Genomic DNA, 19,895 nt, shown 5'->3' with positions numbered 1-19,895 from the left:
GCGGTGGATACAATAAGGGTGATAGATATCCAATAGTTGTTCTGAATCTGACGAAGTAGGACAATTGCCGGCTTCACGTCACCATCAGCGACCTTGAATGGCCTTCCTTGCACTCGGTATTAACCACAAGACTGCGTCCGTAGACGTCCGCGAGCGCGTGGCCTTTACGCCTGAGCAGCTGGTTGAGGCCTTGCAGCAGCTCTGCCGACTCACCGACAGCCGCGAAGCTGCGATCCTCTCCACCTGCAATCGCAGTGAGCTTTATATAGAACAGGATCAGCTGTCGGCTGACATCGTGCTGCGCTGGCTGGCCGATTATCACCATTTGAGCCTCGACGAGCTGCGCGCGAGTGCTTATGTGCACGAAGATGATGCGGCAGTTCGTCACATGATGCGCGTCGCCTCCGGGCTCGATTCGCTGGTGTTGGGCGAACCGCAGATTCTCGGTCAGATGAAGTCGGCCTACGCCGTGGCCCGTGAGGCCGGCACCATCGGCCCGTTGCTCGGGCGCCTGTTCCAGGCGACGTTCAACGCCGCCAAGCAAGTGCGTACCGATACGGCGATCGGCGAGAACCCGGTGTCCGTGGCGTTTGCGGCGGTCAGCCTGGCCAAACAGATTTTCAGCGACTTGCAACGCAGCCAGGCGCTGCTGATCGGCGCCGGCGAGACCATCACCCTGGTCGCCCGCCACTTGCATGAGCTGGGGGTCAAGCGCATCGTCGTCGCCAACCGTACGCTGGAGCGTGCGAGCCTGCTGGCCGAGCAGTTTGGCGCGCATGCGGTGTTGCTCTCGGACATCCCGGCGGAACTGGTGCGCAGTGACATCGTCATCAGTTCGACCGCCAGTCAGTTGCCGATCCTCGGCAAGGGCGCCGTCGAAAGCGCGCTGAAGCAGCGCAAGCACAAGCCGATCTTCATGGTCGACATTGCCGTGCCTCGGGATATCGAACCGGAAGTCGGCGAGCTCGACGACGTTTACCTCTATAGCGTCGACGATCTTCACGAAGTCGTCGCCGAAAACCTCAAGAGTCGCCAGGGCGCAGCGCAAGCGGCCGAAGAAATGGTCTCGGTCGGCGCCGACGACTTCATGGTGCGCCTGCGCGAATTGGCGGCGGTCGACGTGCTCAAGGCCTATCGTCAACAGAGCGAAAGGCTGCGCGACGAGGAGCTGCAAAAAGCCCTGCGTCTGCTGGCCAACGGCGGTAACGCCGAAGACGTGCTGGGGCAACTGGCCCGTGGCCTGACCAATAAATTGTTGCACGCGCCCAGCGTGCAACTGAAAAAGCTTTCTGCCGAAGGCCGCCTCGATGCGCTGGCCATGGCCCAGGAACTCTTTGCCCTCGAGGGCTCACCGGATAGCTTTTCGGATAAAAAACCGCAATGAAAGCGTCACTGCTCAATAAGCTGGACATCCTCCAGGACCGTTTCGAGGAACTGACCGCACTGCTCGGCGACGGCGAGGTCATTGCCGATCAGGCCAGGTTTCGCGCCTACTCCAAGGAATACGCCGAACTCGAACCGGTCGTTCACGCCTATAAAAAGCTGCTCAGCGTGCAGGGCGATCTTGAAGGCGCGCAGGCGCTGCTCAAGGATAGCGACCCGGACATGCGTGAAATGGCCGTGGAAGAAGTCCGCGAAGCCAAAGAATTGCTGATCACCCTGGAATCCGATCTGCAGCGAATGTTGCTGCCCAAGGATCCCAACGACGGTCGCAACGTCTTCCTCGAAATTCGCGCCGGTACCGGTGGCGACGAGGCGGCGATTTTCTCCGGCGACCTGTTCCGCATGTACTCGCGTTACGCCGAACGTCGTGGCTGGCGGGTGGAGATCCTTTCGGAAAACGAAGGCGAACACGGTGGCTATAAAGAAGTCATCGCCCGCATTGAAGGCGACAACGTTTACGGCAAGCTGAAATTCGAATCCGGCGCGCACCGCGTACAGCGTGTGCCGGCCACCGAATCCCAGGGCCGTATCCACACCTCGGCCTGCACCGTGGCGGTGTTGCCCGAGCCGGACGAGCGCGAAGCCATCGAGATCAACCCGGCGGACTTGCGCGTCGACACTTACCGTTCTTCCGGGGCTGGTGGGCAGCACGTCAACACGACCGATTCGGCGATCCGCATCACGCACATACCGACCGGCACCGTCGTTGAGTGTCAGGAAGAACGTTCCCAGCACAAGAACCGTGCCCGCGCTATGGCGTGGTTGTCGGCCAAGCTCAACGATCAACAAACCGCTGCGGCGGCCAATGCGATCGCCAGCGAGCGTAAATTGCTGGTGGGCTCGGGCGACCGTTCGGAGCGCATCCGCACCTACAACTTTGCCCAAGGCCGGGTCACCGACCATCGCGTCAACCTGACCCTGTATTCCCTGGATGAAATTCTCGCCGGTGGCGTGGAAGCGGTGATCGAGCCTTTGCTGGCCGAATACCAGGCTGACCAACTCGCAGCGATAGGTGAATAAATGACCATCATTGCCAGCCTGTTGCGCGCCGCCGAATTACCGGACTCACCGACTGCGCGCCTCGACGCCGAACTGCTCCTCGCTGCTGCGCTGGGCAAGTCGCGCAGCTTTCTGCACACCTGGCCCGAGCGCATCGTGCCGACAGAGGCCGCGCTGACGTTCGCCGAATACCTGCAACGGCGGCGTGGCGGCGAGCCGGTGGCCTATATTCTGGGGCAGCAAGGTTTCTGGAAACTCGATCTGGAAGTGGCGCCGCACACGCTGATCCCGCGTCCGGACACTGAGTTGCTGGTGGAAGCCGCGCTGGAGTTGCTCCCCGCGACCCCGGCCAAAGTCCTCGACCTTGGCACTGGCAGCGGCGCGATTGCTTTGGCTCTGGCCAGTGAGCGTCCGGCGTGGCGTGTCACGGCGGTCGATCGGGTGCTGGAAGCCGTTGCCCTGGCCGAGCGCAATCGCCAGCGTCTGCACCTGGACAACGCCACGGTGTTGAGCAGTCACTGGTTCAGCGCACTGGCAGGCCAGCGGTTTCAATTGATCATCAGCAACCCGCCCTATATTGCGGCGGCAGACCCGCACCTTGTCGAAGGCGATGTGCGCTTCGAACCGGCCAGCGCTCTGGTCGCCGGCGTGGACGGGCTCGACGATCTGCGCCTGATCGTCGCCCAGGCGCCGGAGCATCTGGAGGCGGGTGGCTGGCTGATGCTCGAGCACGGCTATGATCAAGCCGAAGCCGTGCGCGATTTGCTGCTGACCCGCGGTTTCGAAGAAGTCCACAGCCGCACCGATCTGGGCGGCCATCAACGGATCAGCCTGGGGCGCCTGCCGTGCTGAATGATCAGGAATTGCTGCGTTACAGTCGGCAGATTCTCCTGCAACACATCGACATCGACGGCCAACTGAAGCTCAAAGACAGCCGCGTGTTGATCGTCGGCCTCGGCGGGCTCGGTGCACCGGTTGCGTTGTATCTGGCGGCGGCGGGGGTCGGTGAGTTGCATCTCGCGGACTTCGATACGGTCGACCTGACCAACCTGCAACGCCAGATCATCCATGACACCGACAGTGTCGGCATGAGCAAGGTCGACTCGGCGCTCAAGCGACTGGGCGCGATCAACCCCGAGATTCGGCTGATCGCCCATCGTCAGGCGCTGGACGAGGACTCCCTCGCCGCGGCAGTGGCGGCGGTGGATCTGGTGCTCGATTGTTCCGATAATTTTTCGACGCGCGAGGCGGTCAACGCTGCGTGTGTGGCTGCGGGCAAACCGCTGGTCAGCGGCGCGGCGATTCGTCTTGAAGGGCAGCTGTCGGTGTTCGACCCGCGACGTCCCGAGAGCCCTTGCTACCACTGTTTATACGGGCACGGCAGCGAAGCCGAACTGACCTGCAGCGAAGCCGGCGTGGTCGGGCCGCTCGTGGGACTGGTCGGCAGCCTGCAAGCGCTGGAAGCCTTGAAGGTACTGGTCGGTTTCGGTGAACCGCTGGTGGGCAGGCTGTTGTTGATCGATGCGTTGGGTTCGCGTTTCCGTGAACTGCGGGTCAAGCGCGATCCGGGATGCAGTGTCTGTGGATCGGCTCATGCGTGACGCACCGATCGCGGTGTTCGACTCCGGTGTCGGCGGCCTGTCGGTGCTGGCGGAAATCCAGCACTTGCTGCCCAATGAATCGCTGTTGTACTTCGCCGATTGCGGACACATCCCCTACGGTGAGAAAACCCCGGAGTTCATTCGCCAGCGTTGCAGCGTGATGGCCGGGTTTTTCCGTGAGCAGGGCGCCAAGGCCCTGGTGATCGCCTGCAACACCGCCACGGTGGCGGCGGTTGCCGAATTGCGCCGCGACTTCCCCGACTGGCCGATGGTCGGCATGGAGCCTGCGGTCAAGCCGGCAGCGGCGGCCACCCGCAGCGGCGTGGTCGGCGTACTCGCCACCACCGGCACCTTGCAGAGCGCAAAATTCGCCGCTTTGCTTGATCGTTTCGCCACGGATGTGCGCGTCATTACCCAGCCATGCCCCGGTCTGGTCGAGCTGATCGAAAGCGGCGACCTGCACAGCGCCGAGTTGCGGCAGATGTTGCAAGGCTACGTCGAACCGCTGCTGGCCAATGGTTGTGACACGATCATTCTCGGCTGCACCCACTATCCTTTTCTCAAGCCGATGCTCAAGTCGATGATTCCGCCGGACATCAGCCTGATCGACACCGGCGCGGCAGTGGCGCGACAACTTCGGCGGTTATTGGCCGAGCGCGATCTGCTTGCCGAGGGCCCGAACCGGGCGGTCAGATTTTGGACCAGTGCCGATCCGCAGTACTTCAAAAGTATTTTGCCGCTATTGGGGCAAACAGCCGGCGATGTGCAAAACTTCAGCTTGTAAAAATAGTGTGAAATAACTAAAAAAACAGCTGAACTTCTGCGTAGACCCTGGCTTCTATAGCGGTGATGCAACTAGAAAACCAAACGATCGTTCCGGAAAAGGAAGTTTCAAAGTGAAGCGACTATTCTGCTTGGCCGCGATTGCGGCCGCACTGATGGGGCAAAGCATTACCGCACAGGCTGCTGGCGTCGAGTTCGCCGTCGGTGCAACAAGCGATTCGACCATGACTTATCGCCTGGGGATGAATTTCGACTGGGACAAGAGCTGGCTGCAGAGTGACGTCGGTCGCCTGACCGGTTACTGGAGCGGCGCCTACACCTACTGGGAAGGTGACAAGACCTCCAGCAACAACAGCCTGTCGTTCTCGCCGGTGTTCGTTTACGAGTTTGCCGGCCAGTCGGTCAAACCGTATGTCGAGGCGGGTATTGGCGTGGCGGCGTTTTCCAACACTAAATACGAATCCAACAATATCGGCGGCTCTTTCCAGTTCGAAGACCGTTTCGGTTTTGGTCTGCGTTTCAATGGCGGGCATGAAGTCGGGATTCGTGCAACGCACTATTCCAACGCCGGCCTTTCCAGCAACAACGATGGGGTAGAAAGTTACTCGCTGCATTACACGATGCCGCTGTAACGGCAACATCTAATCCCTGTAGGAGTGAGTAGCGCAGTGTCAGTCAGACGCTACTCACTCCTACATTTGTTTTGGGATGGTTTCGACGTTAGCGATACACCGTGGCAATACCTTTGCGCTCTTCGATGCATTCAGGCGCGCCCATTTCGAACTCGCGACAGATCAGCGGGCGCTTCTCGTAGATCGTGCACATCATGGTGTTGCGATCCAGCGCTGCACACCAGCCGTCGTCCAGACGCAGCATCACTTCACCGCCCCAGTCATCGGTATCAATAAAGCGCTCGGGCACGCCAGTGTCGGTGATCAGCATCACTTCCAGCTGACAGCAGCAGGCCGCGCAGGTCGAGCACGTGACCGCAGGTTCGACGATTTGCCGGTGGGGAATGGTTTTCATGGCGGCAGTGTAAGGCAGTGACCGATGCGTGTGTGAACGCTCTGACAGACGCTCAGTGGCTCAACCGTCGGGCCATCGCATGCAGCAACGGAAACAGCAGCGCCCAGAGCAGGCCGATGCCGATCAGGGTCGGTATCTCGCCATAGGGGAATTGCACGCCGGCCAGCCTTCCGCCGGCGTAATACGACAAGCCGCCGCCGACGGCGCCGAGCATGCTCGCCAGCCACCAGGGCCGTGCGCTCCATGCAAGGCAATGGCGCAGGGTGGTGGCCAGCAGGGCCCAGAGCAGCATCAGCCACAGTGGAATCAGCGGTGAAAGATCCTGAAACTCGAATACGTTCAAACCGCGCAACACGCTGTCCACCGCCGTGCCGACAATCACCACGCTCAGAATCAGCCGGCCTTCCTCCACCCAACTGCTGATCCAGCGCAGATGAATCACCAGCACGGCCAGCGCCAGCAGCAACCACAAACTGTTGCCGCCGAGCACGCAGGCCAGCCAGCCGATCTGGAACAGCAGCGCATTAGCCAGCCGCTCAAGCATCGAAGCGACCGAGCAGTGGCATCGGCATCGCCGCCGGTTTGGCCAGCAACAATTGCGCGGTGCCGATGGTGCGCTCGAGGAAGCCGCCCTCGCAGTAACACAGGTAGAACTCCCACAACCGCAGGAAGTAATCGTCGTAGCCCAACTCGCTCAGGCGCCCGTGGGCGTGGCGAAAGTTTTCGTGCCACATACGCAGGGTGCGCGCGTAGTGCAGGCCGAAATCTTCCATGTGCAGCAGGTTCATGTCGGTGTCGCGGCTGACCACTTCGAGCATTTTCTGCACACAGGGCAGGGCGCCGCCCGGGAAGATGTAACGCTGGATGAAATCGACTCCGCGTTTGGCCTGTTCATAGCGCTGATCGCGGATGGTGATCGCCTGCAACAGCATCAGGCCGTTGCTTTTAAGCAGCTGTGCGCACTGCTTGAAGTAGGTCGGCAAAAAGCGATGGCCGACGGCTTCGATCATCTCGATCGACACCAGTTTGTCGTACTCGCCGGTGAGGTCGCGATAGTCCTTGAGCAACAGGGTGACGCGTTCCTGCAAGCCGAGCTGTTCGATGCGTCGTGCGGTAAACGCGTACTGCTCTTTGGACAGCGTGGTGGTGGTTACGCGGCAGCCATAATGCTGCGCCGCGTAGAGCGCCATGCTGCCCCAACCGGTGCCGATCTCCAGCAGATGGTCAGTGGGTTTGAGCGCGAGTTTCTGGCAGATCCGCTCCAGTTTGTTCAGTTGTGCCTGTTCCAGGCTGTCTTCGGGCGAGAGGAATTGTGCGGCCGAGTACATCATGGTCGGATCAAGAAACTGCTCGAACAGCTCGTTGCCCAGGTCGTAGTGCGCGGCAATATTTCGCTGCGAGCCCTTGCGCGTGTTGCGATTGAGCCAGTGCAGCCCCTGCACCAGCGGACGGCCGAGGCGCGCCAGGCCACCCTCCATCGCGTCGAGCACATCAAGGTTGCTGACGAACACCCGTACCACTGCCGTCAGGTCTGGCGAACTCCAGTAGCCGTGGATAAACGCCTCGCCGGCACCGATTGAACCATTGCCGGCCACCATGCCCCACACGGCCGGATCGTTGACGTGGATTTCCCCGAGCACCGGACTGCCCGGCGTCCCGAACGTCAGGTGCTCGCCTTCCTCGATGACCCGCAGTTGCCCGTGTTTGAGCTGGGCCAGTTGGCGCAACACGCCACGGCGCAATAGCGATCCGGTCAGGCTGTGGGGGCTGAACCGGCTGACCGACAGGCTAGAGGATTTCATGGTGATGTTTCCTGGGAGGGACAGTGGCGGTTTGAAAGCTGCCGTCGGCAGCCTGATGAGCGAAAAGGGGCGCGCGTTTGCACAGCAGGCGCAGTGCTTGCCAATAAATCGCCAGGGCCGTTTTCGCGGTCATCCACGGAAAACGCCGCAGGTAACGGTGCAGGCTGCGGCGGTCGAGAGGCTCGCGTTGCAGGTTGAGGGTGGCGTCGAACAGTTTGTGTTCGCCCTGCCAGTCAGCCATGTGCACACCAAGGGTTTGTGCGGCGGGGCTGAAACTCATGCGGTATTCGAGGTCGCGCGGCAGAAACGGCGACACATGAAACGCCTTGGCCACGGCGAAGTGTTGGTGAAAGTCCAGCAGGTCGACCGGTGCGCGGGCCGGCAATACATAGTGATAGCGTTCACGCCACGGGGTGTTGGTGACTTCACAGACAATCGCCGCCAGTTGTCCGTCAGCCTCATGGCAATAAAAGAAACTCACCGGATTGAACGACAAGCCCCAACTGCGGGGTTGCGTCAGCAGGCAGACCGACCCTTGCGGGGCATGGCCGATGGCAGCGGCGACCTGCTGACGCACCGCGTCGATCAACCGCACACCGCGCTGGGTGAAGGTTTTGAGGTAATCGGTTTCGCGGAAGGAAAAGGGCGCAAACCTGCTCCGTCCCGCCAGTGGCGACAGCGCAAATACTTCGTCCTGTTCGCTCAGGTCGAGGTAGAGCAAACCGATCTTGTAGCGGAACTCATGCCGGCGCGGCGCGAAGCGCCGATGGCCGATCCAGCCGCTGTAAAGGGCACTGTTCATAAGGTTTCCCCGAACGCCGCAGCCACGCGCAATGCGCTGACCACGCCGTCTTCATGGAAGCCGTTGGCCCAATAGGCGCCGCAATAATGGGTGTGCGCGACCCCGTCCAGTTCGCTCCAGCGTTGTTGTGCCGCCACGGCGGCGAGGCTGTATTGCGGGTGGGCGTAGGTGAAGCGCGCCAGGATTTTGTCCGGGGAGATGCCGGCGCTCTGATTCAGGCTGACGCAGAACGTGGTGTCGCTCTGAATGCCTTGCAGGATGTTCATGTCGTAGGTCACGGCGGCCTGGGTGTGACCGGCACCGCCGAGGCGATAGTTCCAGCTCGCCCAGGCCAGTTTGCGCGTGGGCAGCAGGCCGGTGTCGGTGTGCAGCACCACTTCATTGTCGGCATAGGGCAGGGCGCCGAGGATCGACCGTTCGGCAGCGCTCGGGCTGGCGAGCAGTTGCAGGGCCTGATCGCTGTGACAGGCGAATACGACTTTGTCGAAGTGTTCGATGCCTGCCGGGCTGTGGATAAACACACCGTGTTCGTCGCGCTCGACGCGGGTCACCCCACAGTTCAGGCGAATGTTGTCTTTGAACGATTCCGTCAACGGCGCGATGTACGCGCTGGAACCCCCTTCGATGACCCGCCATTGCGGACGATTGCTGACCGACAGCAGACCGTGGTTCTTGAAGAACCGTACGAAGAATTGCAGCGGAAACTTGAGCATCTCGGCCATCGGCATCGACCAGATCGCCGCGCCCATCGGCACGATGTAATGCAGGATGAAGCGCTCGCCATACCCGCCGGCCTTGAGGTAGTCGTCGAGCGTCATGTCGCTGGCGATGCGCCGTTCGGCGAGGTCGCGCTGGGCCTCTTTATTGAAGCGCAGTATGTCGCGCAACATGCCCCAGAACCCCGGTGACCAGAGATTGCTGCGCTGGGCGAACAGACTGTTGAGGTTGTTGCCGTTGTATTCCAGGCCAGTGTCCGGATCGCTCACCGAGAAACTCATCTCGGTCGCTTTGCTCGCCACGCCGAGCTGGTCGAGCAGGCGAATGAAATTCGGATACGTCCAGTCATTGAACACGATGAACCCGGTATCCACCGCGTACTGGCGTCCGTCGACCGTGACCGGCACCGTGTGCGTGTGACCACCGACCCAGTCGCTGGCCTCGAACACCGTGACGTCATGTCGACGATCGAGCAGGTACGCGCAGGTGAGCCCGGCGATCCCGCTGCCGACGATAGCGATCTTCATGTTGGATCCGTCAGCGGAGGCGACTTGCGCACCATGCGCTTGCCAATCGCCAACTGCACACGGGCCGGCAGTTTCGACAACGGCCACAAGGCCGCCATGAACAGCGCCGGAAAAGCGATTTCCAGCGGCCGGTCCTTGAGCCTGGCGAAGATGTGACGTGCGGCTTTATCCACAGGCCAGCTGAGGGGCATCGGGAAATCGTTTTTGGCGGTCAGCGGGGTCTCGACGAAACCGGGGCTGACCACGGTGACTTCAATGCCTTCATCCGCCAGATCAATGCGCAGCGATTCGAACAGGTAACGCAGCCCGGCTTTCGATGCGCCGTAGGCTTCGGCTCTGGGCAACGGTAGATACGTCACCGAACTTGCGACCCCGACCAGATGCGGTGCGGTGCCTTTGCGCAACAGTGGCAGGGCGGCTTCGATGCAGTAACTGCTGGCGAGCAGATTGGTACGCACCACGTGCTCGACGATGGAGGCGTCGAACTGCTTTGCATCGACATATTCACAGGTGCCGGCGTTGAGAATCACGGTGTCCAGTGAGCCCCATTCGGCGCTGATCTGTTCGCCGATCTCGCGCACTACCTGACTGTTGGTCAAATCGCCCGCGACCACCAGCACTTGCCCTGGATAACGCTGCGCCAACACTTTCAGTGGCGCCACCTGACGCGCACTGACGGCCAGATGCGCACCGGTCTTCAGGATCTCTTCGGCGAGTGCTGCGCCGATGCCACTGCTGGCACCGGTCAGCCAATAACGCCGGGCAAGGGTACGACTCATCCCATTCTCCTTTTTAGCCACCTGATCAGCTGGCCCAATACGGGTAAATGTTCATACAGCAGCGCACCGGCATCGAAATAATCCCGGTGGCGATAAACCTTGTCGTGCCAGAGCAGATGCGAACAGCCGCTGACACGAATCACCTGGCCCCCCGCCAGTCGCGGATGGCGATAACTCATGACCCAACGCAAGTAGCCTTCGCCGTCGCCGATCGGGTCGAAACCATGAAAGTCGAACCGCAGCTCGCTGACATTGCTGTACAGCTCGCGAAAGTAATCTCGCAATTGCACCAGTCCCTGTACTTCGTGCAACGGGTCGGTGAAGTGAATGTCATCGCTGTACAGCTCGCCCAGGCGGTGCAGGTTGTCTTTATTCAACTGCGCGAATTGCCGGGCAAAACCGTGCAGGAATTCACTCATCACCTGCTCCTGTCGAGCGCGAAGGCAGGCTCTTGAACGCGGCCAATGCGCGATCGCGGGAGGCGCTGAGGTTGACGATGGGCGAAGGGTAGTCCGCCACGCCGAACAGCCCGCCGAGATTGGCCGGATTATGTATTTCCTTTTTATTCAACCGGGCCAGTTCAGGCAGCCAGTGCTTGATGAACAGGCCTTCGCTGTCGAATTTTTCCGACTGGCTCAACGGGTTGAAAATGCGGAAATACGGCGCCGAATCGGTACCGGTCGAAGCACTCCATTGCCAGCCACCGTTGTTCGCTGCCAGATCGCCATCGATCAGATGACGCATGAAAAAACGTTCGCCTTCGCGCCAGTCGATCAGCAGGTTTTTGGTCAGGAACATCGCCACCACCATGCGCAGGCGATTGTGCATCCAGCCGGTTTCGAGCAGCTGGCGCATGGCGGCATCAATGATCGGCAGGCCGGTGCGCGCTTGTTGCCAGGCGGCGAGTTCGTCCGGTGCATGGCGCCATGCGAGGGCCTCGGTTTCCGGGCGGAAGGCACGATGGCGCGACACCCGTGGATAGCCGACCAGGATGTGTTTGTAGAACTCGCGCCACAGCAGCTCGTTGATCCAGGTGACGGCACCGACCTTGCCGCTGTCGAACTCGCCCTGATTGCTTTGCAGGGCGGCGTGCAGGCATTGACGCGGCGAAATCACTCCGGCAGCGAGGTACGCGGAAAGTTGACTGGTGCCGGGTTTTGCCGGGAAGTCGCGTTCGCTTTGGTAGTAATCGATTTGTGCGTCAGCGAAGGTGTCGAGGCGCCGCCGGGCTTCTTGTTCGCCGGCGGGCCACAGGGCGATCAAGGCCGCGCTCGGTGTTTCGAAACCTTTTATGGCGGCCGGCACCGGATCGCTGTCGATTGCCTGCGCGGCCTGTTTGCCGGGTGTCTTGACCAGCGCCGGCACCGAGCGGTGCAACCGTTCATAGCAGACCTTGCGGAACTGGCTGAACACCTGAAAGTAGGTGCCGGTGCGGGTCAGGACCGTGCCCGGCTGGAACAGCAACTGGTCGAGGTAACTGTGAAATTCGATTCCTTCGGCCTTCAGCACTTCGGCCACGGCGGCATCGCGACGGCTTTCGTGGATGCCGTATTCCTCGTTGACGTGCACCGCCTCGACCTTGAGTTCCCGGCAGAGCTTGAGCAACTGCGCCGGGGCCTGATGCCAATGCCCGGCCGTACGGATCAGCAAGGGAATATTCAGTTTGCCGAGGCTGTCGCTCAGTTCGCTCAGGTTGCGCAGCCAGAAGTCGACCTTGCACGGCGCGTCGTCATGTTCCTGCCACTGCTGTGGGCTCAACAGGTAAACGGCCACCGTCGGGCCGCGGGCTGCGGCGGCCGCGAGGGCGGTATTGTCATGTTGGCGCAAATCGCTGCGCAGCCAGATCAGTTGCATGATGTTTCTCGCAAACGCATTAAATCAGCCCACGCTGAAGCAGTGCCTGGTGTGCCGATAACGGATCTTCGGCCAGGTACAAATCAGCGATCTCGGTGGTTCTTACGGACAACTCGGCGTGGTGGATGCATACCGTTGGTCCGGCGATCATTGTTGTGCAATTAATGCCATTCAACAGCTTTGGCAACTGCGCCAGGTTCATCGCTTTGCTGGAGTACAGCAGCACGCCACGGGCCTGCAGGTGCTCGACAGTCAAGGCCAGTTCGCCGGGCGGCAGCGGCCAGTCAAATACTTGCACCGGGCAATCGGTACTGCTGATCAGCCACGCGCATAGCCACAGATGAGGTTCCATGTGCAGGTCTGATTGGTTGATCAAGAGCAACGGTGCGGAATGCAACTGACGGTTGTTATGGTAGATGCGTGCGCCGAATTTGCTGCGTAACCAGGAATAAAAGAATGTGCGCTCCATCTGCGCACCGAACTGTCCCTGCCAGCGTTGTTCGAGTTCGGCCAGCAGTGGCATCAGCAATTGCTCGCACAGGGTGCGCGGCGGATACAGCGCCATCGCCTGATTGACGCTGTCATCGAGGGTACGTTCGTTAAGGCGGGTGACGGCGTTCAGCAGGGTCTGGCGCAGCAGGTGCCAATCGTTTTCCACGACTTCGCCGGACGCTGGCGCGGCGTCGAGCAGCGGCTTGACCTGGCTGACGGCGACGCCACGGTTAAGCCAGGTGAGGATGGTCAGAATCCGTTGCACATGCTCGGCGCTGTACAGTCGATGGCCTTTGGGCGTGCGCTGCGGCACGACCAGCCCGTAACGGCGCTCCCATGCTCGCAGGGTGATCGCGTTGACGCCGGTCTGCCGCGCCACTTCGCGAATCGGCAACCAGCCCTCATCAAGGGCTTTCTTGAAGTCGGCGCCGAGGTCTTCCTGGGCGCTGGTGTCGGGTTTATCGTTCATTAAATGGCGTTTCGCAGGCTGAGGTTTTCCGGATGCGGTTGCAGGTAAACCTGCTGCGCAATGTACGGATCCGGATGGAGGCGGAAGTGATGCTTGAGCAGCGTCAGCGGGACCACCAGCGGCACGATGCCGAGGCGGTACTGGCCGATGACATGTTGCACTTCCTGTTTTTCATCGGCACTGATTGCCTGTTTCAGGTAACCGCTGATGTGCAGCAGAACGTTGCTGTGGGTGCCGCGTGTGGCGCATTTTTTCAACGCCTGCATCAGCTCGCTGAAGTAGCGCGGACCGAGTTCGGCAGGGTCGTTGTTCGCCATATTGCCCAACAGTTTGCCGAGCGCTTTGTATTGCACCGGGTTGTGGGCCATCAGCAGGTATTTGTAGCGCGAATGAAACTCGGTGAGGGCGCGCCGGCTCAGACCCTGTTCGAGCAGGTGCTGCCACGCGCTGTAGGCGAAGACGCGGGTAATGAAGTTCTCGCGCAGCACCGGGTCGTTCAGGCGTCCGGCTTCTTCCACCGGCAGGTCCGGGTGTTTGGCGCAGAATGCCTGGGCATAGATGCCACGGCCGCCGCCGTTCACCGGTGCGCCGTTGGCTTGATAGACCTTGACCCGCTCCAGGCCACACGAGGGTGACTGCTGCATGAAGATATAGCCGCAGATGTCATTGAGTTCGCCGGCCATTTTCTGACCGTACGCGGCGAGGGGTTCGGTGACGTTGATCGACGGGTTGACCGTGCCGATCGCCTCGGGCTGATCGGGATTGCCCACCAGCCGAATCGGCTCGCGAGGAATGCCCAGGCCGATGGCCACTTCCGGGCAGACCGGGATGAAGTCGAAATATTCCGTGAGGGTCCGGCTGCACAAGCGCGATTCCTTGTGTCCGCCGTTGTAACGCACTTCAGCACCCATCAGGCAGGCACTGATCGCGATTTTTGGCCGGGATGAGGAAAGATCGGACATGAACACCTCGAAGCTAAACCTGTACAGTGGACTTTATCTGTACAACATGTGCTTAGCATAGATTCAAAGGTGTACAAGTCAAACTATTTGTATAAGTTTTTGTGGGAGGCGCTGTAGATTCCGATCTTATGGTCAATCTCCAGGATTACGATCAGAGGATTGCAGCCTCTGGCAGCGCCTAGAGTTGCCAGCCGAATTTCCAGTGGGCGGGGTTTTGCAGGGCCTGCCAGTCGAGTCGTTCGGTGCGCTTGGTCAGCACCGCCTGCAGTTCGACGGCCAGTACTGTGCCTTCCTCGTCGCGGAACAACTCGGTGACCAGAAAATGTTTTTCACGATTTTGCGGGTGAGCTGCTGTCCATTTCGACAGCAGCAGCTTCTGCGGATTGATTCGATTCATTGCAGATGTTCGTGCAAGCGTCTTGCAGCCTCCTGACCACTGAGCCAGGCACCTTCCACGCGGCCGGACAGGCACCAGTCACCACAGGCGTACAAGCCCAGATCGGCATCGGCCAGCGTACCCCATTCATGGCTGGTGGCCGGACGGGCATAGAGCCAGCGGTGGGCGAGGCTGAACGTGGGCGCGGGCATCGCGCTGTGCAACAGTTCGGCAAAGGCACCGTGCAATTGCTCGATCACCGCTTCCTTGGACAGGTCGATGTGTTGCCGGCTCCAGGCGCTGGTGGCGTGCAGCACCCAGGTGTCGAGGGTGTTGTCGCGTCCGGGTTTACTGCGGTTGCGCGCCAGCCAGTCGAGTGGGCTGTCCTGGACGAAGCAGCCCTCGATGGGCGTATCCAGCGGGGTTTCGAAGGCAAGGGCGACAGCCCAGGTCGGGTCCATTTTCACCCCGGCGGCGGCACCGGCGAGTTTCGGCGCAGCGGCCAGCAAGGCCGTGGCTTGCGGTGCCGGCGTGGCGATCACGACATGGCTGAAGGGGCCGTGAGTGAATCCCTCGGCATCCTGCAGGTGCCAGTGTTGTTCGCCGCGATAGACCTCGGTGATCCGACAGGCGAAATGCACTTCCAGCCCTTCGAGCAGGCCGCGGGTGATGGCGCTCATGCGTGGCGAACCGACCCAGCGCGTCTGCTCATCCGGCGACAGATTCAGTTGCCCGCCATGGAAGGTATAGAGCTGCGGTGTCCACTCGGCTACCCAGCCCTGGCTTTGCCAGCGCTGCACCTCGGTGACGAAGCGCCGGTCGCGGGCGGTGAAATATTGCGCGCCCATGTCCAGCGAACCGGCGTCGCTGCGTTTGCTCGACATGCGTCCGCCGCTGCCGCGACTTTTATCGAACAACTGGACGGTGTGCCCGGTCTCTGTCAGAGCTTGGGCCGCCGAAAGTCCGGCGATGCCGGTGCCGATGATTGCGATAGGTACAGTCATAGGGGCCTCGTTTACCTTTCTGTACAGACTACGCCGTGATTGAAACCTGTACAATTTTGTTTTTTGGTATAACTTCTAGCGTTCTCGTTCTGGCAGCTTGGCCTATGGTTAAACAATAGAGCCTGCCCGTACGAAAAGATCCCTGCTTATAAAAATAGACTAGTGATCCGGGTAAAACGCCACGCGAGGAAGATGTCATGCACATATTGCTGACCGGCGGTACTGGTTTGATAGGACGTCAGCTCTGCCGGCATTGGTCGCAGCAGGGGCATCGCCTGACCGTGTGGAGCCGTCGCCCGGAAAAAGTCGCGCAACGTTGCGGCGCGCAGGTGCGTGGCATCGCGCGTCTGGAGGACCTGGGCGAGGAGCTTGTGGATGTCATCGTCAATCTCGCCGGTGCGCCGATTGCTGATCGACTCTGGACCCATCGGCGCAAGGCGCTGTTGTGGAGCAGTCGGATCACGCTCACGGAAACCTTGCTGGCCTGGCTTGAAGCGCGAGCGCAGAAACCTGCGCTGCTGATTTCGGGCTCGGCGATAGGCTGGTACGGCGATGGCGGCGAGCGCGAGTTGACTGAAGAGTCGCCACCGGTGATCGACGATTTCGCCAGCCAGCTGTGCATCGCCTGGGAGGAAACCGCGCAACGTGCCGAAGCGTTTGGCGTGCGCGTGGTGCTGGTACGAACCGGTCTGGTGCTGTCGGCCGAGGGCGGCTTTTTGTCGCGGCTGCTGCTGCCGTTCAAGCTTGGACTGGGCGGGCCTTTGGGCAATGGCCGGCAGTGGATGCCGTGGATTCATATCGAGGATCAAATCGCCTTGATTGATTTTCTTCTGCACCGCGATCAGGCCCGTGGTCCTTATAATGCGTGCGCGCCGAAACCGGTGCGCAATCGCGAATTTGCCAAGACGCTGGGCAGCGTGTTGCACCGCCCGGCGTTCATGCCGATGCCGACCCTGGCCTTGAAGGTCGGTCTGGGCGAAATGTCTTTGCTGTTGCTGGGCGGCCAACGGGCGATGCCGGCACGCTTCCTGGAAGCGGGCTTCACTTTCCGGTTCACGGATTTACGCGCGGCTCTGGATGATCTCTCCAGCCGCCTCTGAAATAGGACGTTGCATGACCGATCACGCTTTGCTTCTGGTCAACCTGGGTTCTCCGGCCTCCACCTCGGTGGCCGATGTGCGCAGCTACCTCAATCAATTCCTGATGGACCCGTACGTGATCGACCTGCCGTGGCCGGTGCGGCGTCTGTTGGTGTCGCTGATCCTGATCAAGCGCCCCGAGCAGTCGGCCCATGCCTATGCCTCGATCTGGTGGGAGGAAGGCTCGCCACTGGTGGTGCTCAGTCGCCGTCTGCAACAGCAGATGACAACGCAATGGAGCCACGGGCCTGTGGAGCTGGCGATGCGTTACGGCGAGCCGTCGATTGAAACACGGTTGCTGCAACTGGTTGCGGCAGGGCATAAGCGCATCACCCTGGCGCCGCTTTATCCACAGTTCGCCGACAGCACGACGACCACCGTGATCGAAGAAGCCCGGCGCGTGATTCGCCAGAAGAACCTCGACGTGCAGCTGTCGGTGCTGCAACCGTTTTACGATCAGCCGGAATACATCGAGGCCTTGGCCGCCAGCGCCAGAACGCACTTGCAGCAGGATTACGATCACCTGTTGCTGAGCTTCCATGGCTTGCCGGAGCGGCATCTGACCAAGCTCGATCCGACCGGCAATCATTGCTTCAAGAATCAAGACTGCTGCAAGAACGCATCACCGGCAGTGCTGGCGACCTGTTATCGCGCGCAATGCCTGCGTACAGCGGCATTGTTCGCCGAGCGCATGGGCTTGCCGGATGGCAAGTGGTCGGTGTCGTTTCAGTCGCGTCTGGGGCGAGCGAAATGGATCGAACCCTACACTGAAGCGCGTCTGGACGAACTGGCGAAAAGTGGCGTGAAGAAAATTCTGGTGATGTGCCCGGCGTTTGTCGCCGACTGCATCGAGACGCTGGAAGAGATTGGCGATCGCGGCCAGGAACAGTTCCGCGAAGCGGGGGGCGAGGAGTTGGTGCTGGTGCCGTGCCTGAACGACGACCCGCAATGGGCGAAGGCGTTGGCCACCCTGTGTGAACGAGCGCCGCTGGCCCTCTGAAAGTATCGTCAGCAGGCTCACTCCTACAGGTAGTGCGTTGACCTTGTAGGAGTGAGCCTGCTCGCGATAGCTATCTGTCAGGCAATAAAAATCTTCAGGCCTTAAATCAGCGGCTCATCCGCCTTCTTGTGCTTCCAGCTGTCATTGCCCGGCAGGATCAGGTTCAGCGCAATCGCCACCACCGCGCACAGCGCGATGCCTTTGAGGCCGAAGTCGTCCGGGCCAGTCCCGGTGCCGACCAGCACACCGCCAATCCCGAATACCAGGGTCACCGAGACGATCACCAGATTACGTGCTTCGCCCAGGTCGATCTTGTGACGGATCAGGGTGTTCATCCCCACCGCCGCGATCGAGCCGAACAACAGGCACAGAATCCCGCCCATCACCGGCACCGGAATGCTCTGCAGCAGCGCGCCGAACTTGCCGATGAACGCCAGGCTGATGGCGAAGATCGCCGCCCAGGTCATGATTTTCGGGTTGTAGTTCTTGGTCAGCATCACGGCGCCAGTCACTTCGGCGTAAGTGGTGTTTGGCGGGCCGCCAAACAGACCGGCGGCGGTGGTGGCAATGCCGTCACCGAGCAAGGTGCGATGCAGGCCCGGCTTCTTCAGGTAATCGCGACCGGTCACGCTGCCGACTGCAATCACGCCGCCGATGTGCTCAATGGCCGGAGCCAGTGCCACCGGAACGATGAACAGAATCGCCTGCCAGTTGAACTCCGGCGCGGTGAAGTGCGGGATCGCAAACCATGGCGCGGCAGCAATCTTCGCGGTGTCGACTACGCCGAAATAGAACGCCATGGCAAAACCGACCAGTACACCGGAAATGATCGGCACCAGGCGGAAGATGCCTTTACCGAACACCGCCACGATCAACGTGGTCAGCAGCGCTGGCATCGAGATCATCATCGCGGTCTGGTAGTGGATCAGTTCAGCACCATCGCCAGCCTTGCCCATTGCCATGTTCGCGGCAATCGGCGCCATGGCCAGGCCGATGGAAATGATCACCGGACCAATCACCACCGGCGGCAGCAAACGGTCGATAAAACCGGTGCCTTTGATCTTCACGGCAAGGCCGAGGAAGGTGTAGACGAAACCGGCCGCCATCACGCCGCCCATGGTCGCGGCGAGGCCGAACTGGCCCTTGGCGAGAATGATCGGGGTGATGAACGCGAAGCTCGACGCCAGAAACACTGGCACCTGACGCCCGGTGACGATCTGGAACAGAATCGTCCCCAGACCCGCGGTGAACAGTGCCACGTTCGGGTCAAGGCCGGTGATCAGCGGCATCAGCACCAGGGCGCCGAAAGCCACGAACAGCATCTGGGCGCCGGAGAGCACCGTGCGCCAGAGCGGATCGTTGAACTCTTGCTGCATGGTTACGCGTCCTTCTGCTTGGTGCCGAAGATCTTGTCACCGGCGTCGCCAAGTCCAGGAATGATGTAACCGTGCTCGTTCAAGCGTTCATCAATGGACGCGGTGTAGATGGTCACGTCCGGGTGAGCCTTTTCGACGGCAGCAATACCTTCCGGCGCGGCGACCAGCACCATTGCGCGGATGTCCTTGCAACCGGCTTTCTTCAGCAGGTCGATGGTCGCGACCATCGAGCTGCCGGTGGCGAGCATCGGGTCGATGATCATTGCCAGGCGTTCGTCGATTTCCGGAACCAGTTTTTCCAGATAGGTGTGCGCTTGCAGGGTTTCTTCGTTGCGGGCCACGCCCACAGCGGAAACCTTGGCGCCCGGGATCAGGCTCAGCACGCCTTCGAGCATGCCGATGCCGGCGCGCAGGATCGGCACGACGGTGATCTTCTTGCCGGCGATTTTCTCGACCGACACGGTGCCGCACCAACCCGGGATATCGTAGGATTCGAGCGGCAAATCTTTTGTAGCTTCATAGGTCAACAGTGCGCCGACTTCCTGAGCGAGCTCGCGGAAATTCTTGGTGCTGATATCGGCACGGCGCATCAGGCCGAGTTTATGACGGATCAGCGGATGGCGGATCTCGAGGATGGGCATGGAAAAACTCCGGCGGCGGGCAAAAAAACCGGCCTAGATTAATCTATCCGAGGGTGATGTCCTATAGGACATACAGTACGTTAGTCCATAAAGGCTTGATTCG

The 19,895-nt window shown here is 60.7% G+C and carries 22 protein-coding genes; 8 read left to right on the top strand and 14 right to left on the bottom strand.

Annotated elements, in window-relative coordinates:
* Positions 1–97: 97 nt before the first annotated feature.
* The 6 genes from hemA to HV782_RS24435 all read left to right on the top strand — a co-directional run bounded on the left by hemA (position 98) and on the right by HV782_RS24435 (position 5,458).
* On the top strand, positions 98–1,384 hold the full coding sequence (hemA, locus tag HV782_RS24460) for a glutamyl-tRNA reductase (protein ID WP_102356846.1): 1,287 nt from the start codon (positions 98–100) through the stop codon (positions 1,382–1,384).
* Positions 1,381–2,463, top strand: coding sequence for a peptide chain release factor 1 (prfA, locus tag HV782_RS24455; protein ID WP_123463031.1), 1,083 nt, complete (start codon positions 1,381–1,383; stop codon positions 2,461–2,463). Before hemA ends, prfA begins: the two co-directional genes overlap by 4 nt.
* Entirely contained in the window at positions 2,464–3,294 is an 831-nt protein-coding gene (gene prmC / locus HV782_RS24450) for a peptide chain release factor N(5)-glutamine methyltransferase (RefSeq protein ID WP_186748001.1), read from the top strand.
* Positions 3,288–4,043: a molybdopterin-synthase adenylyltransferase MoeB gene (locus HV782_RS24445; RefSeq protein ID WP_123463035.1), complete on the top strand. Its 756-nt coding sequence runs from the start codon at positions 3,288–3,290 to the stop codon at positions 4,041–4,043. Before prmC ends, HV782_RS24445 begins: the two co-directional genes overlap by 7 nt.
* Positions 4,036–4,827, top strand: coding sequence for a glutamate racemase (gene murI, locus HV782_RS24440; RefSeq protein ID WP_123463037.1), 792 nt, complete (start codon positions 4,036–4,038; stop codon positions 4,825–4,827). The genes HV782_RS24445 and murI overlap by 8 nt, the downstream gene beginning before the upstream one ends.
* A 112-nt stretch (positions 4,828–4,939) precedes the next feature.
* A complete protein-coding gene (locus HV782_RS24435) occupies positions 4,940–5,458 on the top strand; it encodes an acyloxyacyl hydrolase (RefSeq protein WP_128613851.1) in 519 nt (172 codons plus the stop codon).
* An 88-nt stretch (positions 5,459–5,546) separates the two neighbouring features.
* Here HV782_RS24435 and HV782_RS24430 read toward each other — a convergent pair whose 3' ends face one another.
* The 12 genes from HV782_RS24430 to HV782_RS24375 all read right to left on the bottom strand — a co-directional run bounded on the left by HV782_RS24430 (position 5,547) and on the right by HV782_RS24375 (position 15,636).
* Positions 5,547–5,852: a YkgJ family cysteine cluster protein gene (locus HV782_RS24430; protein ID WP_123463041.1), complete on the bottom strand. Its 306-nt coding sequence runs from the start codon at positions 5,850–5,852 to the stop codon at positions 5,547–5,549.
* 52 nt (positions 5,853–5,904) lie between these two features.
* Positions 5,905–6,396, bottom strand: a complete 492-nt coding sequence (locus tag HV782_RS24425) for a DUF2878 domain-containing protein (protein ID WP_123463043.1) — start codon at positions 6,394–6,396, stop codon at positions 5,905–5,907.
* A complete protein-coding gene (locus HV782_RS24420; protein ID WP_123463045.1) occupies positions 6,389–7,654 on the bottom strand; it encodes an SAM-dependent methyltransferase in 1,266 nt (421 codons plus the stop codon). The genes HV782_RS24425 and HV782_RS24420 overlap by 8 nt, the downstream gene beginning before the upstream one ends.
* Complete coding sequence (locus tag HV782_RS24415; RefSeq protein WP_128613852.1) at positions 7,641–8,456, bottom strand: DUF1365 domain-containing protein; 816 nt, start codon at positions 8,454–8,456, stop codon at positions 7,641–7,643. The genes HV782_RS24420 and HV782_RS24415 overlap by 14 nt, the downstream gene beginning before the upstream one ends.
* Complete coding sequence (locus tag HV782_RS24410; RefSeq protein WP_128613853.1) at positions 8,453–9,700, bottom strand: NAD(P)/FAD-dependent oxidoreductase; 1,248 nt, start codon at positions 9,698–9,700, stop codon at positions 8,453–8,455. The genes HV782_RS24415 and HV782_RS24410 overlap by 4 nt, the downstream gene beginning before the upstream one ends.
* Entirely contained in the window at positions 9,697–10,479 is a 783-nt protein-coding gene (locus HV782_RS24405; RefSeq protein ID WP_123463051.1) for an SDR family NAD(P)-dependent oxidoreductase, read from the bottom strand. The genes HV782_RS24410 and HV782_RS24405 overlap by 4 nt, the downstream gene beginning before the upstream one ends.
* The gene (locus tag HV782_RS24400; protein WP_123463053.1) at positions 10,476–10,898 is read right to left on the bottom strand and encodes a nuclear transport factor 2 family protein; all 423 of its coding nucleotides are present in this window, start codon (positions 10,896–10,898) and stop codon (positions 10,476–10,478) included. Before HV782_RS24400 ends, HV782_RS24405 begins: the two co-directional genes overlap by 4 nt.
* Positions 10,891–12,333: a deoxyribodipyrimidine photo-lyase gene (gene phrB, locus HV782_RS24395; RefSeq protein WP_186748000.1), complete on the bottom strand. Its 1,443-nt coding sequence runs from the start codon at positions 12,331–12,333 to the stop codon at positions 10,891–10,893. Before phrB ends, HV782_RS24400 begins: the two co-directional genes overlap by 8 nt.
* Positions 12,334–12,352: 19 nt before the next feature.
* Entirely contained in the window at positions 12,353–13,294 is a 942-nt protein-coding gene (locus tag HV782_RS24390) for a MerR family transcriptional regulator (RefSeq protein ID WP_186747999.1), read from the bottom strand.
* Positions 13,294–14,256: a YbgA family protein gene (locus tag HV782_RS24385; RefSeq protein ID WP_186747998.1), complete on the bottom strand. Its 963-nt coding sequence runs from the start codon at positions 14,254–14,256 to the stop codon at positions 13,294–13,296. The genes HV782_RS24390 and HV782_RS24385 overlap by 1 nt, the downstream gene beginning before the upstream one ends.
* Positions 14,257–14,434: 178 nt before the next feature.
* On the bottom strand, positions 14,435–14,653 hold the full coding sequence (locus HV782_RS24380; RefSeq protein ID WP_123463061.1) for a TIGR02450 family Trp-rich protein: 219 nt from the start codon (positions 14,651–14,653) through the stop codon (positions 14,435–14,437).
* On the bottom strand, positions 14,650–15,636 hold the full coding sequence (locus HV782_RS24375) for an NAD(P)/FAD-dependent oxidoreductase (RefSeq protein ID WP_123463063.1): 987 nt from the start codon (positions 15,634–15,636) through the stop codon (positions 14,650–14,652). The genes HV782_RS24380 and HV782_RS24375 overlap by 4 nt, the downstream gene beginning before the upstream one ends.
* A 197-nt stretch (positions 15,637–15,833) precedes the next feature.
* On the opposite strand from HV782_RS24375, the gene HV782_RS24370 reads away from it, so the two are divergent.
* On the top strand, positions 15,834–16,736 hold the full coding sequence (locus HV782_RS24370; protein ID WP_186747997.1) for a TIGR01777 family oxidoreductase: 903 nt from the start codon (positions 15,834–15,836) through the stop codon (positions 16,734–16,736).
* Positions 16,737–16,749: 13 nt separating this feature from the next.
* Positions 16,750–17,775: a ferrochelatase gene (hemH, locus tag HV782_RS24365; RefSeq protein WP_186747996.1), complete on the top strand. Its 1,026-nt coding sequence runs from the start codon at positions 16,750–16,752 to the stop codon at positions 17,773–17,775.
* A gap of 101 nt (positions 17,776–17,876) precedes the next feature.
* Here the strand turns inward: hemH and HV782_RS24360 are convergent, their stop codons facing one another.
* Together HV782_RS24360 and upp are read right to left on the bottom strand one after the other, a co-directional pair.
* A complete protein-coding gene (locus HV782_RS24360; protein WP_186747995.1) occupies positions 17,877–19,151 on the bottom strand; it encodes a uracil-xanthine permease family protein in 1,275 nt (424 codons plus the stop codon).
* Between the two features lie 2 nt (positions 19,152–19,153).
* Positions 19,154–19,792 (bottom strand): uracil phosphoribosyltransferase, encoded by a 639-nt coding sequence (upp, locus tag HV782_RS24355; protein WP_122599134.1) that lies wholly within the window; start codon positions 19,790–19,792, stop codon positions 19,154–19,156.
* Positions 19,793–19,895 lie beyond the last annotated feature (103 nt).

Source organism: Pseudomonas monsensis (genome assembly GCF_014268495.2).
GTDB lineage: Bacteria > Pseudomonadota > Gammaproteobacteria > Pseudomonadales > Pseudomonadaceae > Aquipseudomonas > Aquipseudomonas monsensis.
The sequence above is the reverse complement of the archived record's forward strand: the minus strand, read 5'-3'. Positions and strand labels throughout refer to the sequence as shown.

What these genes read in the sequence shown, in the direction of transcription:
- HV782_RS24425 (WP_123463043.1), bottom strand. Translation starts at nt 6,396, where the DNA reads ATGCTTGAGCGGCTGGCTAATGCGCTGCTGTTCCAGATCGGCTGGCTG.
- HV782_RS24420 (WP_123463045.1), bottom strand. Translation starts at nt 7,654, where the DNA reads ATGAAATCCTCTAGCCTGTCGGTCAGCCGGTTCAGCCCCCACAGCCTG.
- HV782_RS24385 (WP_186747998.1), bottom strand. Translation starts at nt 14,256, where the DNA reads ATGTCCGATCTTTCCTCATCCCGGCCAAAAATCGCGATCAGTGCCTGC.
- prfA (WP_123463031.1), top strand. Translation starts at nt 1,381, where the DNA reads ATGAAAGCGTCACTGCTCAATAAGCTGGACATCCTCCAGGACCGTTTC.
- hemA (WP_102356846.1), top strand. Translation starts at nt 98, where the DNA reads ATGGCCTTCCTTGCACTCGGTATTAACCACAAGACTGCGTCCGTAGAC.
- phrB (WP_186748000.1), bottom strand. Translation starts at nt 12,333, where the DNA reads ATGCAACTGATCTGGCTGCGCAGCGATTTGCGCCAACATGACAATACC.
- upp (WP_122599134.1), bottom strand. Translation starts at nt 19,792, where the DNA reads ATGCCCATCCTCGAGATCCGCCATCCGCTGATCCGTCATAAACTCGGC.
- HV782_RS24415 (WP_128613852.1), bottom strand. Translation starts at nt 8,456, where the DNA reads ATGAACAGTGCCCTTTACAGCGGCTGGATCGGCCATCGGCGCTTCGCG.
- HV782_RS24430 (WP_123463041.1), bottom strand. Translation starts at nt 5,852, where the DNA reads ATGAAAACCATTCCCCACCGGCAAATCGTCGAACCTGCGGTCACGTGC.
- prmC (WP_186748001.1), top strand. Translation starts at nt 2,464, where the DNA reads ATGACCATCATTGCCAGCCTGTTGCGCGCCGCCGAATTACCGGACTCA.
- HV782_RS24390 (WP_186747999.1), bottom strand. Translation starts at nt 13,294, where the DNA reads ATGAACGATAAACCCGACACCAGCGCCCAGGAAGACCTCGGCGCCGAC.
- HV782_RS24400 (WP_123463053.1), bottom strand. Translation starts at nt 10,898, where the DNA reads ATGAGTGAATTCCTGCACGGTTTTGCCCGGCAATTCGCGCAGTTGAAT.
- HV782_RS24375 (WP_123463063.1), bottom strand. Translation starts at nt 15,636, where the DNA reads ATGACTGTACCTATCGCAATCATCGGCACCGGCATCGCCGGACTTTCG.
- HV782_RS24360 (WP_186747995.1), bottom strand. Translation starts at nt 19,151, where the DNA reads ATGCAGCAAGAGTTCAACGATCCGCTCTGGCGCACGGTGCTCTCCGGC.
- HV782_RS24405 (WP_123463051.1), bottom strand. Translation starts at nt 10,479, where the DNA reads ATGAGTCGTACCCTTGCCCGGCGTTATTGGCTGACCGGTGCCAGCAGT.
- HV782_RS24380 (WP_123463061.1), bottom strand. Translation starts at nt 14,653, where the DNA reads ATGAATCGAATCAATCCGCAGAAGCTGCTGCTGTCGAAATGGACAGCA.
- hemH (WP_186747996.1), top strand. Translation starts at nt 16,750, where the DNA reads ATGACCGATCACGCTTTGCTTCTGGTCAACCTGGGTTCTCCGGCCTCC.
- HV782_RS24370 (WP_186747997.1), top strand. Translation starts at nt 15,834, where the DNA reads ATGCACATATTGCTGACCGGCGGTACTGGTTTGATAGGACGTCAGCTC.
- HV782_RS24410 (WP_128613853.1), bottom strand. Translation starts at nt 9,700, where the DNA reads ATGAAGATCGCTATCGTCGGCAGCGGGATCGCCGGGCTCACCTGCGCG.
- murI (WP_123463037.1), top strand. Translation starts at nt 4,036, where the DNA reads ATGCGTGACGCACCGATCGCGGTGTTCGACTCCGGTGTCGGCGGCCTG.